The sequence below is a fragment of the Streptomyces sp. NPDC006384 genome, from assembly GCF_042870695.1.
GTDB lineage: Bacteria > Actinomycetota > Actinomycetes > Streptomycetales > Streptomycetaceae > Streptomyces.
The window spans coordinates 20,044-34,102 of sequence record NZ_JBIAHR010000025.1; the positions used below are offsets into that span (position 1 = coordinate 20,044).

Annotated in this window: 11 protein-coding genes and 3 pseudogenes; 8 read left to right on the top strand and 6 right to left on the bottom strand. The window is 72.2% G+C overall.

Translation table 11 applies throughout. From position 1 onward, the window contains the following. Positions 1-261 precede the first annotated feature (261 nt). A pseudogene (locus ACFYOJ_RS28650) lies at positions 262-405 on the top strand (4a-hydroxytetrahydrobiopterin dehydratase); the annotation flags it as partial. A 91-nt stretch (positions 406-496) separates the two neighbouring features. On the opposite strand, the pseudogene ACFYOJ_RS28655 reads toward ACFYOJ_RS28650, so the two are convergent. The 4 genes and pseudogenes from ACFYOJ_RS28655 to glgX form a co-directional block, all read right to left on the bottom strand. Next, positions 497-643: pseudogene (locus ACFYOJ_RS28655) on the bottom strand (GNAT family N-acetyltransferase); the annotation flags it as partial. 166 nt (positions 644-809) lie between these two features. Then, positions 810-1,220 carry a PIN domain-containing protein gene (locus ACFYOJ_RS28660; RefSeq protein ID WP_356556101.1) on the bottom strand — a complete coding sequence of 137 codons (411 nt, stop codon included), beginning with the start codon at positions 1,218-1,220 and terminating at the stop codon, positions 810-812. After that, the gene (locus tag ACFYOJ_RS28665; protein ID WP_356556128.1) at positions 1,217-1,438 is read right to left on the bottom strand and encodes a type II toxin-antitoxin system VapB family antitoxin; all 222 of its coding nucleotides are present in this window, start codon (positions 1,436-1,438) and stop codon (positions 1,217-1,219) included. The genes ACFYOJ_RS28660 and ACFYOJ_RS28665 overlap by 4 nt, the downstream gene beginning before the upstream one ends. A gap of 227 nt (positions 1,439-1,665) precedes the next feature. Then, positions 1,666-3,927, bottom strand: coding sequence for a glycogen debranching protein GlgX (glgX, locus tag ACFYOJ_RS28670; RefSeq protein ID WP_356556099.1), 2,262 nt, complete (start codon positions 3,925-3,927; stop codon positions 1,666-1,668). A gap of 162 nt (positions 3,928-4,089) precedes the next feature. On the opposite strand from glgX, the gene ACFYOJ_RS28675 reads away from it, so the two are divergent. From ACFYOJ_RS28675 to ACFYOJ_RS28700, 6 genes and pseudogenes are all read left to right on the top strand, one after another. Then, entirely contained in the window at positions 4,090-5,352 is a 1,263-nt protein-coding gene (locus ACFYOJ_RS28675) for an Ig-like domain-containing protein (RefSeq protein ID WP_356556098.1), read from the top strand. A gap of 162 nt (positions 5,353-5,514) precedes the next feature. Continuing rightward, positions 5,515-6,798 (top strand): Ig-like domain-containing protein, encoded by a 1,284-nt coding sequence (locus ACFYOJ_RS28680; RefSeq protein WP_388598192.1) that lies wholly within the window; start codon positions 5,515-5,517, stop codon positions 6,796-6,798. Between the two features lie 312 nt (positions 6,799-7,110). Then, complete coding sequence (locus ACFYOJ_RS28685; protein ID WP_356556096.1) at positions 7,111-7,878, top strand: enoyl-CoA hydratase-related protein; 768 nt, start codon at positions 7,111-7,113, stop codon at positions 7,876-7,878. A 262-nt stretch (positions 7,879-8,140) separates the two neighbouring features. After that, a complete protein-coding gene (locus ACFYOJ_RS28690; protein WP_356556094.1) occupies positions 8,141-8,644 on the top strand; it encodes an ATP-binding protein in 504 nt (167 codons plus the stop codon). Positions 8,645-8,717: 73 nt separating this feature from the next. After that, positions 8,718-8,930 (top strand): EF-hand domain-containing protein, encoded by a 213-nt coding sequence (locus tag ACFYOJ_RS28695; protein ID WP_356556093.1) that lies wholly within the window; start codon positions 8,718-8,720, stop codon positions 8,928-8,930. 117 nt (positions 8,931-9,047) lie between these two features. After that, positions 9,048-9,281: pseudogene (locus ACFYOJ_RS28700) on the top strand (NADP oxidoreductase); the annotation flags it as partial. Between the two features lie 73 nt (positions 9,282-9,354). Here ACFYOJ_RS28700 and ACFYOJ_RS28705 read toward each other — a convergent pair. Beyond that, complete coding sequence (locus ACFYOJ_RS28705; protein WP_356556091.1) at positions 9,355-9,912, bottom strand: glycoside hydrolase family 25 protein; 558 nt, start codon at positions 9,910-9,912, stop codon at positions 9,355-9,357. A gap of 130 nt (positions 9,913-10,042) precedes the next feature. Then, on the bottom strand, positions 10,043-11,455 hold the full coding sequence (locus ACFYOJ_RS28710) for an MFS transporter (RefSeq protein WP_356556089.1): 1,413 nt from the start codon (positions 11,453-11,455) through the stop codon (positions 10,043-10,045). Positions 11,456-11,645: 190 nt separating this feature from the next. On the opposite strand from ACFYOJ_RS28710, the gene ACFYOJ_RS28715 reads away from it, so the two are divergent. Next, a complete protein-coding gene (locus tag ACFYOJ_RS28715; RefSeq protein ID WP_356556125.1) occupies positions 11,646-14,057 on the top strand; it encodes an AAA family ATPase in 2,412 nt (803 codons plus the stop codon). Positions 14,058-14,059 lie beyond the last annotated feature (2 nt).

The following is a 14,059-nucleotide window of genomic DNA, read 5'->3' on the forward strand; positions in this document are numbered from 1 at the left end:
GCCCGTTCCCCGGTCAAGAAGATCACCGACGGCTTCACGAAGCCGACAAGCACCCGCAACACACCACCCCGGCCCCCCCCTCTACGCCCCACCGCGCCGGGCCTGTGGGAGCGGGGAAGAGCACTGCTCTCCTGAAGCGGTGCTCTGAGCGCATGAGGGCCGCGACGCGGTGGGGGCGAAGGGGGCTGTCATCATCATGTGATGACAGACGGGCGGCTGCCGGCGGGATGGACTCTGGAGGAGATCCTCGACGTCTCCGGCGACCGGGACCTGCGCTGGGACCACGTCCGCTTCACCGTCACGACCCACGACGCCGGCCACAGACTGACGTCCGCGGACTTCGACCTGGCCCACCGCATCGACGGCATCGCCCGGGCGCATGATGCGGAGCCGCTGAGCACCTGACCTCAGCCCGCGCTGGTAGGACTCCCTTAGACACCTCACGGTGCCAGGAAGGCAAGTTGACCAGGTGAGACCTCAAGGCAGTTCCACTGCGTCACGCTGGTCCGGTGTCGCCCTGGATGCGTGCGTGGAGGTGTTCGTCGTGCCAGCCGTCGGCGTGGAGGAGCGCGCTGCGCATCGTCCCTTCCAAGGGGAACCCGGCTTGGGTGGCGACTCTGCAGGAGGCAGTGTTGGCCGACGACAGCCCCGGCGGACGCGCTGTACGGGTGACGCCCGACCTGAGCCCACTCTCCGCCCGGCCGGCGCACCGGGTCCAGCGGGACCGTGTCGTGTGAACGGCCCCCGGCCAATCGCTCGGTCAAGCGTGGAACGGAAGGTCCCCGAGTACGCGGCGTCGCCTGTCGGTGTCAGACGACGTCGCGGATGTTGTGCTCCGTGAGGTCGGAGGCGTGCCGGGCCACGGCACGGTAGCCGGCGTCGTCGTGGAGGACGGTCAGCCCATGGTGCGCCGCAGTCGCTGCGATGATGAGGTCCACCGCGGAAGCGCTGCGGTGCTCCCCTGCCCGGGCCATCCTGTGCTGCACCGCGTCGATCCAGCGGCCGGCGCTCTTCGGCACGGGGACATCGGGGTAGAGGTCGGTGAACATCTCCGAGATCTCGTCGTACTCGCGTCCGGTCCGGGCGCTGTACAGGAACTCGGCGCGCTGCGCGTAGCAGGACCCGACGGCTCCGCCGTCGATCGCGTCGTACCAGGACGACTGCAGTTTCGGATCACTGAGCAACCGCACCAGCCCCGAGGTGTCGAGCAGGTAGATCACCGGCTCTCCTTCTCCGCGCGATGCAGGCGCTCGGCGTCCTCGACTGCCCCCCAGCCACGCGCACGCTCGAAGTGACGCTGTATGCGCGCCGCACGCTCCTGCTGCTCGGCGTAGAAGTGCAGAGCCAGGTTGACCGCCTCCTTCTTGGTCCTGGCCTTGGAGAGGGCCATGGTCTTCTCCAGAGCCTCGTCGTCGATGTCGATCTGGGTCACGGACATCCCGGTGCCTCCGTCGTCGATGTTGGTGATGTACATAGGAGAATACGTGACCAACATTGCTGCCGCCACGTCTCCGAATGACCGCACCCGATACAGCCCCGGCGCTCCTCACCCGTACCGGCACGTGTCCGGCACGCACGGGAACGGAGGCGGCGTGCACACGTGAGAGCCGTGCAGCGGTGCCCGTCCCGGCGCAGCAGCAGGGCGCCGGCGCCGGGGCCGGGGTGTCAGCCGGTGATCCTCAGCAGCAGGACCGTCCGGGCCGGCACCGTGATCGGGGTGCCCGCCGTGTACTCCTCGTCCGGGGCCCGTGACTGCTCCTCCCTGCCGGTGTCCACGACCACCTCGTACCGCTCCGCCCACGGCGCCGCCGGCAGGACGAAGGCGACCGGGTCCTCGCCGGCGTGCAGGACGGCCAGGAAGCTGTCGTCGGTGATCGGCGCGCCGCGCTCGTCGCGGCCCGGGATGTCCCGGCCGGAGAGGTACATGCCGAGGGTGGCGGCGGGGGCGTACCAGTCGCCCTCGGTCATCTCGGTGCCCCGGGCGGTGAACCAGGCCAGGTCGCGCAGGCCGTCCGCGGAGTGCGCCCGGCCGGAGAAGAAGGCGCGGCGGCGCAGCACCGGATGCCGGTGGCGCAGCGCGATCAGCCGGGAGGTCAGCTCGAACAGGGGCCGCCACTCCGGGTCGTCGCGCAGGCTCCAGTCCACCCAGCTGGTCTCGTTGTCCTGGCAGTAGGCGTTGTTGCTCCCGCCCTGCGTGCGGCCCATCTCGTCGCCCGCCACCAGCATCGGCACGCCGGTGGACAGCAGGAGGGTGGTCAGGAGGTTGCGGAGCTGGCGCCGCCGGAGCGCGCGGACGCCCTCGTCGTCCGTCTCGCCCTCCGCGCCGCAGTTCCAGGACCGGTTGTCGTCCGTGCCGTCCCGGTTGCCCTCGCCGTTGGCCTCGTTGTGCTTGCGCTCGTAGGAGACCAGATCGCGGAGGGTGAAACCGTCGTGCGCGGTGACGAAGTTGACCGACGCGTACGGGCGCCGCCCGCCCCAGGCGTACAGGTCGCTGGAGCCCGACAGGCGGTAGCCCATCTCCCGCACGTCCGGCAGCGCGTGCCGCCAGAAGTCCCGCACCGCGTCGCGGTAACGGTCGTTCCACTCCGTCCACAGCGGCGGGAACGCGCCGACCTGATAGCCGCCCGAGCCGACGTCCCACGGCTCGGCGATCAGCTTGACCCGCCGCAGCACCGGGTCCTGGGCGATCACCGCGAGGAAGGGCGAGAGCATGTCGACGTCGTGCATCGAGCGGGCCAGCGCCGCCGCCAGGTCGAAACGGAAACCGTCCACGCCCATCTCCGTCACCCAGTACCGCAGCGAGTCGGTGATCAGGCGCAGCACGTGCGGCTGGACGACGTGCAGGGTGTTGCCGCAGCCGGTGTAGTCGGCGTAGCGGCGCGCGTCGGGCTGGAGGCGGTAGTAGCCGCGGTTGTCGATGCCCTTCAGGGAGAGCGTCGGGCCCAGCTCGCCCGCCTCCGCCGTGTGGTTGTAGACGACGTCGAGGATGACCTCGATGCCGGCCGCGTGCAGCGCGCGCACCATCCGCTTGAACTCGCCGACCTGCTCGCCCCGGGTGCCGGAGGCGGCGTAGGCGGCGTGCGGGGCGAAGTAGCCGATGGAGTTGTAGCCCCAGTAGTTCCTCAGGCCGCGCTCCAGCAGATGGCTCTCGTGGGCGAACTGGTGCACCGGCAGCAGCTCCACCGCCGTCACGCCCAGCCGCGTCAGGTGCTCGATCGCCGCCGGGTGCGCGAGGCCCGCGTAGGTGCCGCGCAGTTCGGGCGGGATGTCCGGGTGGAGCCTGGTGAAGCCGCGTACGTGCAGCTCGTAGATGACGGAGTCCGCCCACGGCGTCTTGGGACGCCGGTCGTCCGCCCAGTCGTCGTCGTCATGGACGACGACGCCCTTGGGGACGTACGGCGCGGAGTCCCGGTCGTCGCGCACGGTGTCCGCCACGTGCTGCTCCGGCCAGTCCCGGACGTGCCCGTACACCTCGGGCGGCAGCGTGAAGTCGCCGTCGACCGCGCGGGCGTACGGGTCCAGCAGCAGCTTCGCCGGGTTCCAGCGGGCGCCGGTCCACGGGTCCCAGCGGCCGTGCACCCGGTAGCCGTAGCGCTGTCCGGGCAGCACGCCCGGCACGAAACCGTGCCAGATCCCGTGCGTCAGCTCCGTCAGCCGCACCCGGCTCTCCCGGCCGCCGGGGCCCCGCGCGTCGAACAGGCACAGCTCGACGGCCTCCGCCCCGCCCGCCCACAGCGCGAAATTGGTCCCCGCCACCCCGCCCGGCCCGGCCCGGTACCGGGCGCCCAGCGGCACCGGCGTGCCCGGCCAGGCCGGTGCGGCCGGCGGTGACGCGGCACGCCGCGCGCCGTTCACCACGACGGTGGGGTGCCCGTCCTCGGCGGCCCGTTTTCCGGCCACCGCCTCCTGCTCGGCTGCGCTGGACACCTGTCAGCCTCCTGCGGCTCGTGGAACGACGTGGCGGAGACGGGAAGAGGGCGCGCGGTGTCCCGACCGCTGCTCCCCGTCGCGTCGTCCTCCCCACTGTTCTGCCCACCGCATGGCTCGCACTCACGTTTCCCCAGGGCGGGCCGGTCGTTACGGGTGGATGTGAGGCACGTACATGGGCGCGCACGGCGCGCGGGGGCCGCACTGGCCGCCTTCATGACATGGGCAGGACTGCTGGCCGGGGCCGCCGGATGCACCTCGGGCAGCAGCGGCATCGGCAGCGACTTCGGCTCCGGCATCGGTTCCGGGATCGGCGAGGTGTTCGGCAAGGCGCCGTCCCCCGAGGACCTGATCCGCGTCACCCCGCGCGACGCGAGCAAGGGCGTCCGGCCGGGGAAGAAGCTGTCGGTGCGGGTCGCCGACGGCCGGCTGGAGTCGGTGAAGGTCGTCAGGTCGCAGGACGCGCGGGACACCCCGGTGCCCGGCCGGATCTCCGCCGACGGCCGGAGCTGGCGCCCCGACGACGACCGGCTCGCGCTCGCCGCCAAGTACACCGTCGACGCCGTCGCCGTCGACGGCCACGGCCGCCGCAGCGCCCGGCACACCACCTTCACCACCTACGTCCCCGAGGAACGCTTCATCGGCTACGTCGCCCCCGAGAACCGCTCGGTCGTCGGCACCGGCATGATCGTCTCGCTGGAGTTCAGCCGGGAGATCACCGACCGCGCCGCCGTCGAGCGGGCCGTCTCGGTGACCGCGGAGCCCGCCACCGAGATCCGCCCCCACTGGTTCGGCAAGGACCGCCTCGACTTCCGGCCCGAGCACTACTGGAAGCCCGGCACCCGCGTCACCGTCGACCTGAGGCTGCGGGACGTCGAGGGCGCGCCGGGGGTCTACGGGCTCCAGCACAAGACCGTCACCTTCACCGTCGGCCGCAGCCAGGTCTCCCTCGTCGACGCCGCCGACCGGACCATGCAGGTGCGCCGCGACGGCACCCTGCTGGCCACCGTGCCGATCACCGCCGGGGCGCCGAAGACCCCCACCTACAACGGCAAGATGGTGATCACGGAGATGCTCGACGTGACCCGCATGAACAGCCGCACGGTCGGCTTCGGCGGCGAGTACGACATCCCGGACGTCCCGCACGCCATCCGCCTGACCAGCTCCGGCACCTTCCTGCACGGCAACTACTGGGCGCCCGACGACACCTTCGGCCGGGCCAACGTCAGCCACGGCTGCATCGGCCTGCGCGACGTCAAGGGCGGCGGGTCCCAGACCCCGGCGGGCTGGTTCTTCGACCGCAGCCTGATCGGCGACGTCGTCGAGGTCGTCCGCAGCAAGGACAGAAAGGTCGCCCCCGACAACGGGCTCGGCGGCTGGAACATGAGCTGGCGGGAGTGGAAGGCGGGCAGCGCGGTGAAGTGACCCGGCGCCCGGACACCCGGATCTCCCCGGCCCCGCCAACTCGGTACGGAACGGTGACATTTCCTCCGGCCGCAACGCCCCTGGCCTGCCGTTACGATGCGCCGGTGCGTGAGTGTGCGCACTGGGGCGCGGGCCGCGAGGGGCCCGGCGAGGGGAGACAAGGTGAACGTGCGTCCGATATCGGGGACGGCGTCGGCCGGCATCCGGGGGCGGAACGGCGGGGGAGTCCGCAGGAGAACCGGCAGGGGGACCCGCAGGGGGCTGCCGGCGCTGATGCTCGGCGTGCTGCTGGCGGTGAGCGCCTGCGGCGGAGGCGGCGCGGAAGCGGGGTCCGGGAACGGCAAGGGCGGGACCGGCAAGGACTCCACCGCCGCGCAGAGCAAGCAGTCCGAGGCGGTCGTCACCATCGCGCCCGCCAACGGCGCCACGTCCGTCGACACCAGCGGCACCCTCAAGGTCACCGCCGCCAAGGGCAGGCTGACCGAGGTCGTCGTCAAGGACTCCGAGGGCACCCCGGTCGACGGGACGATATCCGGGGACGGCGCCGCCTGGACGCCGTCCACCCACCTGGCAGCCTCCACCGCGTACACCGTGCACGCGGTCGCCAAGGACGCCGAGGGCCGCACCGCGGCCGAGGACTCCCGCTTCACCACCCTGACGCCGAAGAACACCTTCATCGGCACCTTCACCCCCGAGGACGGCTCCACGGTCGGCGTCGGAATGCCGTTCTCCCTCCGCTTCACCCGGGGCATCACCAACCCCGACGACGTCGAGAAGGCCATCCGGATCAGGACCGAGCCGGCCGTCGAGGTCGAGGGCCACTGGTTCGGCAACGACCGCCTGGACTTCCGCCCGGAGAAGTACTGGAAGGCCGGCACCAAGGTCACCGTCGACCTCGCCCTCGACGGCGTCGAGGGCCGCGAAGGCGTCTACGGCAAGCAGCGCAAGACCGTCTCCTTCACCATCGGCCGCAAGCAGGTCTCCGTCGTGGACGCCAAGAAGCTCACGATGCGGGTCGAACGGGACGACAAGGTGCTCAAGACCATCCCGGTCACCACCGGCGCCCCCGGCTACGAGACCTGGAACGGCCAGATGGTCATCACCGAGAAGCTCGAGGTGACCCGGATGAACGGCGAGACCGTCGGCTACGGCGGCGAGTACGACATCAAGGACGTCCCGCACGCCATGCGCCTGTCCACCTCCGGCACCTTCATCCACGGCAACTACTGGGGCGGCGACGCCTTCGGCAACCGCAACGCCAGCCACGGCTGCATCGGCCTGCGCGACGTGCAGGGCGGCTGGGACGGCAAGACACCGGGCGCCTGGTTCTTCGACAACTCGCTCATCGGCGACGTCGTGGTCGTCAAGAACTCCAACGACGCGGTCATCGCCCCCGACAACGGCCTCAACGGCTGGAACATGCCCTGGGAGAAGTGGAAGGCCTGACCCCCGCCCGCACGGCGTGACGCACGGCCCCGGTGCCCTCGATGTGAGGTACGGCACCGGGGCCGTTCCCGCTGGGGGCGCCCCCCGGACCCCCGGCCGGATGTGAGTATCGGCACCGACGGCAGCCGTTAACCCCCGCGCTGTGCCTGCCCGGGGGGCGACCCCCGGACCCCCGGCCGGATGTGAGTATCGGCACCGACGACAGCCGTTAACCCCCGCGCTGTGCCTGCCCGGGGGGCGACCCCCGGACCCCCGGCCGGATGTGAGCATCGGCACCGACGACAGCCGTTAACCCCCGCTAACCTGCGGGGCATGACCGTACATCTCGAAGTCGCGGACGGCGTCGGCACGCTGCGCCTGGACCGACCGCCCATGAACGCGCTGGACATCGCCACCCAGGACCGGCTGAAGGAACTCGCCGAGGAGGCCACGCGCCGCGACGACGTACGCGCCGTCGTCGTCCACGGCGGCGAGAAGGTGTTCGCGGCCGGCGCGGACATCAAGGAGATGCAGGCGATGGACCACGCGGCGATGATCCTGCGCGCCCGCGCCCTGCAGGACTCCTTCACGGCCGTCGCCCGCATCCCCAAGCCCGTCGTCGCCGCCGTCACCGGCTACGCGCTGGGCGGCGGCTGCGAACTCGCCCTCTGCGCCGACTTCCGCATCGCCGGCGAGAACGCCAAGCTGGGACAGCCCGAGATCCTGCTCGGCCTCATTCCCGGCGCGGGCGGCACCCAGCGCCTGGCCCGGCTGATCGGCCCCTCCAAGGCCAAGGACCTCATCTTCACCGGCCGCCAGGTGAAGGCCGACGAAGCCCTCGCCATCGGCCTGGTCGACCGCGTCGTCCCCGCCGCCGAGGTCTACGAACAGGCGCACGCCTGGGCCGCCCGCCTCGCCAAGGGCCCCGCGATCGCCCTGCGCGCCGCCAAGGAGGCGATCGACACCGGCCTGGAGACGGACATCGACACCGGCCTCGCCGTCGAACGCAACTGGTTCGCGGGCCTGTTCGCCACCGAGGACCGCGAACGCGGCATGCGCAGCTTCGTGGAGGAGGGCCCCGGGAAGGCCGAGTTCGTCTGACTCCCTTTCGGCTGACGCGGTGACCGGAGCGGGCCCCTCGGCCGGGCGGTTTATGGCAGCCTTAACGCGCCATTAAGCGTGCCTTGTCGAGGGAGCCCGCCGCTTGTCTCCGGCCGAGTCGTCCGCGCAGGTCAGCACCGATGTCTGCGGTGCCGAAATGCCTCCGGCACATGCCACGCGCCCACCGTGGCGCCCCGCCTTCGCACCGGCGTATTCCCCGGGAACGCCCCCGGGGCCCGTTCTGGACGGCCATGATGGGGACATGGCGGGGCTGGAGGGTACGGAACAGCCGCGGGGGGCCGGACGTGCGACCGCCGCACGCTGGTCGCCTGCGGTCGAGGACGAGCACGGGCTCAAGGCGATCGAGCTGTACGGCAATCCGGCGGAGGGCGACGTCCTGCTGCCGTCCCGTCCCGAGTCCGCCGCCATCGCCCGCCGCCTGGCCCAGGTCGTGGTCCTGCGCCAGTGGCACCTGTCCCCCAAGGTGACGGAGGAAACCGTCCTCCTCGTCTCCGAGCTGGTCGGCAACGCCGTACGCCACACCGGCGCCCGCGCCTTCGGCCTCCACCTGCGCCGTCGCCCCGGCCGGATCCGCGTCGAGGTCCGCGACCCCTCGCGCGGGCTGCCGTGCCTGATGCCCGTCCAGGAGACGGACGTCAGCGGACGCGGACTCTTCCTGGTCGACAAGCTGTCCGAGCGCTGGGGCGTGGACCTGCTGCCGCTCGGGAAGACCACCTGGTTCGAGATGCGGGTGACGGACCGCTGAGGCCGACGGCTAATCTGACCTGCGTCAGTGGCGTGCGACAGCACGGCCGGAGCACGGAATGAGGGGCGGATCGGTGGCGGACATCGAGGAAGCGCGCAAGCAGTTCGAGCGGATCGACACGGACGGTGACGGTCTCATCACCGCGGCCGAGTTCAAGGCCGCGCTCGCGCAGGGCGGTGACTGGAACGTCACCGAGTCGGTGGCGGAGGCGATCATCGCCGGCCGTGACCTCAACGGTGACAAGAAGCTGTCGTTCGACGAATTCTGGGCGCACCTGAACAAGTAGGCGACGCCGAGGGGGCGCCCGGACCGGTACACCGGCGGGCGCCCCCCTCGTCGTGCCGCGGGAGGGGGCGCCCGTACCGGAACAGCCGGTCGCGTCCATGGGTCGGTGCTGTTCACCGGCGCCCCCGACCGGATCGCCCTCCCCGTCGCCGGTGACGACGAGGCGGCCAAGGCGAAGGCGCGGGCCCTGATCGAGGAGCTCGGCTTTGACACCGTCGACGCGGGCGGCATCGACGACTCCTGGCGCCAGCAGCCCGGCACGCCGGTGTACGGCCTGCGCGCGGGCGTGGAGGAAGTCGCCAAGGCACTGGCGGAGGCGCCCCCGGAGCACCGGGCGGACTTCCGGGGCTGACGGGCCGAGACGGGCCGACAGGCCGAGACGGGCCGACAGGCCGAGACGGGCCGACGGGGGCCGGGCCCGGGGCTCAGGCGCCCTGGGCCCACTCCTTCAGGGCGTCCTTGCTCTCGAAGTCCGCGACGTTGGTGTCCACCGGGTCGTCGGTGTACTGGTGGAAGCGCCACTTCGCCTTGATGCGCGGCTTGCCGGCCGTCACGTAGTCGGCGATCCAGAGACCGTCGCCGGCGTACGAGGTGGTGTCCACAGTCAGCCAGAAGTGGCGGTTGCAGTAGAGGACGACCCGGTTGTCCGGGCGGAGTTCCTTCAGTCTGCGGACGAAGCGGTCCTTCTCCGCGTTGCTCGCGCGGGTCCCCTCGCCGGTCGTCTCCCAGTCGACGGCGAGGATGTCACCCTTCCTGTCCGGGGTCTTGGACAGGAAGTACTCGGCCTGGGCGTCGAGGTTGCCCGGCCACAGGAAGTGGTAGAAGCCGACGACGAGCCCGGCGTCGCGCGCCCGCTTCGTCTGGTCGGTGAGTTTCGGGCTGACGTACGAACGCCCCTCCGTCGCCTTGATGAAGACGAAGGAGAGGCCGTCCGTGTCGTAGGCGGAGGACTGGTACGCACTCACGTCGATACCACGCAGCATGGGAACTCCCTCGGATGCCGGTGGGGCCGAAGTGCCCCGAGGGCAGGAGTTGTTGTTATGCCCGGGACCGGCACCCCGTACGCCGGGCGCGTGGGCGCTCGGCGTACGGCGGGGGAGTGCGCCGGTCGGTTCAGGAGGCGGAGGCGACGGCCGGGGCGGGCGTGCCCTCACCGTCCGCGGCGTCCTCCCCCTCCTCCAGCGAGACGTCCTTGGTCTCCTTGGACAGCAGCAGCGCGACCAGCGTCAGCACCGCCATCGAGGACAGGTACACGCCGACCAGCCACGGCGAGCCGTCCCCGGCCTCCCACAGCGCGACCGCGATGAACGGCGCGACGGCCGCGCCGAGGATCGAGCTGACGTTGTACGAGACGCCGGAGCCGGTGTAGCGCACGCTGGTCGGGAACAGCTCGGGCAGCAGCGCGCCCATCGGGCCGAACGTCATGCCCATCAGCGTGAAGCCGAGCACCAGCCACAGCACCACGCCCAGCGTGCCCAGGCCGATCAGCGGCACCCAGACCAGGCCGAAGACCACGATCGCGGCGGTGATCCAGACCAGCGTCGTACGGCGGCCGTACTTGTCGGCGAGCGGGCCGGAGACCAGGGTGAACACGGCGAAGAACAGCACCCCGAAGATCATCATCAGGACGAACGTCGTGTAGCTGTAGCCCAGCCCCGGCACCTCGGCGTCCTCGGCGGTACGCCCGTAGCTCAGCGAGAACGTGGTCATCAGGTAGAACAGCACGTACGTCGCCAGCATGATGAACGTGCCCAGGATCAGCTGCTTCCAGTGGCCCTGGACCACGGTGGCCAGCGGCAGCTTGCGCACCTTCCCGGTCTCCTGGGTCCTGGTGAACACCGCCGACTCCACCAGCCGCGAGCGCACCCACAGGCCGATGGCGACCATCACGGCGGAGAACAGGAACGGGATGCGCCAGCCCCAGCTCGCGAAGGCCTCGGAGGGCTGGGTGGGGTCGGCGCCGGCCGAGGACGGCAGCAGCGCGCCGATGATCAGGAACAGGCCGTTGCCGATGATGAAGCCGAGCGGGGCGCCCAGTTGCGGGAAGGTGCCGTACAGGGCGCGCTTGCCGCGGGGGGCGTTCTCGGTCGCGACCAGCGCGGCACCGCTCCACTCGCCGCCGAGCGCGAAGCCCTGCGCGAGCCGCATCAGCACCAGCAGCGCGGTGGCGGCCCAGCCGGCCTGCGCGTAGGTCGGCAGGACGCCGATGAGGAAGGTGGCGATGCCCATCGTCAGCAGCGACACCACCAGCGTCTTCTTGCGGCCGAGCCGGTCGCCGAGGTGTCCGAAGAAGACGGCTCCGACGGGGCGGGCGACCATCGCGGCGCCGAACACCGCGAAGGACGACAGCAGTGCCGTGGTCGGGTCGCTCTTCGGGAAGAAGAGCGAGGGGAAGACCAGGACCGCGGCGGTCGCGTAGATGTAGAAGTCGTAGAACTCGATCGTCGTGCCGATGAGGCTGGCGATGAGCACGCGGGACCGCGAGTTGACGGGTGCCTGGGCTGAACCGGTGGCTGGTGCGGGCATGGCTCGGTCTTTCATCGATGCGACATGTGTGTGCCCTGCAACGATCCCAGGCGTCTTGTCTGACGGAAAGCCTGTTTCAGGATGTGAGACGGCCGCGGGTGTCCGGGACGCCGCCCCCGCCCGCCGGTCCTGCCGATACCATCGTCGGCACGGCGAGACGGGGGAGGTCCGGGTGGAGCCGTTGGTGAGCATGGTGTTATCGGCCGTCGGGACGGTCGCGACGGGCTCTCTCACCGGAGCGGGCGGGGAGGTGGGCAGGCGCGCCTCGGAGAGGCTCTACGGCCTGCTGACACGGGCACCCGCCGGCGAGGGGGACGCGGCCTCCGGTACTGCCGCGGGCGAGGAGGAACGGCGCCCCGTTCTGCCCGTCACCGAGTCCGAGCGCGCGGAGGCCGCCCTGCGCCTGGCGGAACTCGCGCGCACGTCACCGGAGTTCGCCCGCGAGGTGGCGGAGTGGGCCCGCGAGGCGTCCTCGCTGGCGCCGCGTCCCGTGCCCGCTCTCGCCCACGGCGCGTTCCGCCCGCGGACGCTGCCGCCCTCGACCGCCGCGTTCACGGACCGCGAGGACGTGCTCGCGTGGATCACCGCGCTCCTGGACGACGCGGAACCCGCACCGGGAGCGCCGACGGTCGCCGTCCTCACCGGGCCGGGCGGCATCGGCAAGACCGCGGTCGCCGTCCGGTGCGCCTACGCCCTCCGGGAGCGCTTCCCCGACGGCGTCCTGTTCGTGGACCTGGCCGGTGCCTCCTCGGGCACGGCACTGTCGCCCTCCGACGTGCTGGAGGGCTTCCTGGAACTGCTCGGTGTCCCGCCCGCCGACGTGCCGGGCGACGAGGCGCGCCAGCGGGACCTGTACCGGGACTGCACCGCCGACCGGCGCCTCATGGTCGTCCTGGACAACGCCCACGACGACGCCCAGGTGGTCCCGCTGCTCCCGGCCTCGCCCGGCAGCCTCGTCCTGGTGACCAGCCGCTACCGGCAGGCCCGGCTGGTGGGCGAGTACGGGGCCCGTGCGCGCACCGTCGGGCCGTTGTCGGTCGAGGACTCCGTGCGCCTGCTCCGGCGGGTCGCGGAGGGCGGGCGGCCCGCGGGCGAGGAGGCGGCCGTCCGGGCCGTGGCGGAGGCGGCGGGCGGAGTCCCGCTCGCCCTGTGCACCGCGGGCGCCGGTCTCGCCGTCCGCGAACACCTGGCCTGGGAGCGGGTGGCGCGGCAGTTGTCCGAACGGATCCACGGCCAGGGAGGCGACGCCGTGCAGGACGGCACCCCGGACACCACGGACGCACCCGCCGACCCGGTCCGCCGCGCGCAGGACGTCGCGTACGGCGAACTCTCCGCCGACTGCGCCGCCCTCTACCGGGCGATCGCGGTGTGGGCCTGGCCCACGGTGACCGTCATGTGCGCGGCCCGTGCCGCGGACGTCGAGGAGGAGCGCGCCCGCGGACTGCTGGAGGAACTGGCCGGTGTGCACCTGCTGGAGGAGGTCGGGGCGGAGCGCTACCGCTTCCACGACCTGACCCGGGCCCACGCGCGTGGGCTCGCGGTCGCCGAGGACGGGCACGGCCGCATGGCCGCCGCGGTCCGCAGGGTCGCGGTCGCGTACCTGCGGTTCGCGGCGGAGGCGGACTTCCGGGTCATGCCGCTGCGCTGGAGGCTCGGCTCCGCCTACGCGCGCCTCGCCCTCCCGGCGGACCGCGGGCCGGCGGACGGCAGGCGGGCGCTGGAGGAACTGCGCCGTGAACGGGAGAACCTCGCGGCCGTCGTCCGGGCCGCCGCCCACCACGGCTTCCACGACCTCGTGTGGCAGCTGTGCGAGGCGATGTGGGGACTGCACCTGAAGCTCGGCTTCCACGCCCAGTGGATCGACACCCACCTGCTCGGTGTCGAGGCCGCCCGGCGCTGCGCGGCGGAGTTCGGAGACCCGCGGGCGGTGGGCCGGATGCTGGTCCAGCTCGCCTTCGGGTACATGGGCGCCGGGCGGGCGGACGACGCGGCGGCGGCCCTGGAGGAGGCCGTGGCCGCCGAACGGTCCTGCGGTCATCACCGGGGACGGGCGAGCGCCGTCGAGGCCCGGGGACTGCTCCATCTCAGGCAGTGGCAGTACGCACGGGCCCAGCGGTGCTTCGAGGACGCGCTGGGGATCTGGGAGCGCGTCCGGCGGGGCGAGGACGGGTGGGAGGACAAGGAGCGTGCCACCGCCCTCCTGGTGCACCACATCGGCCGCGCCCAGGCCGGGCAACGGCAGTTCCCGGCCGCCCTCGCCCGGCTGAACGACGCGCTCGCGCGTTTCCGCCGGCTGCCGGAGGGCGGCGACCCCTACAACGCGGGCCGGGTCCACATGAGCCTGGGCGAGACACACCTGGCCGCGGGTGACCCGGACCTCGCGCTGGTGTGCCTGGACGGAGCCGTCACGGCCATGACGGAGGCCGGGGCCGGGCTCCGGCTCGCCGACGCCGCCGAACTGCGGGCCCGCTGCCACCGCCTCGCGGACCGGCCGGACCGGGAGGCGGACGATCTGCTCACCGCCGCCGCGTGCTACGAGGAGTGCGGGGACCGGGCCGGGCTCGACCGGGTGCGGGCCCGGCTGGCCGAACTGGAGCGGTGAGA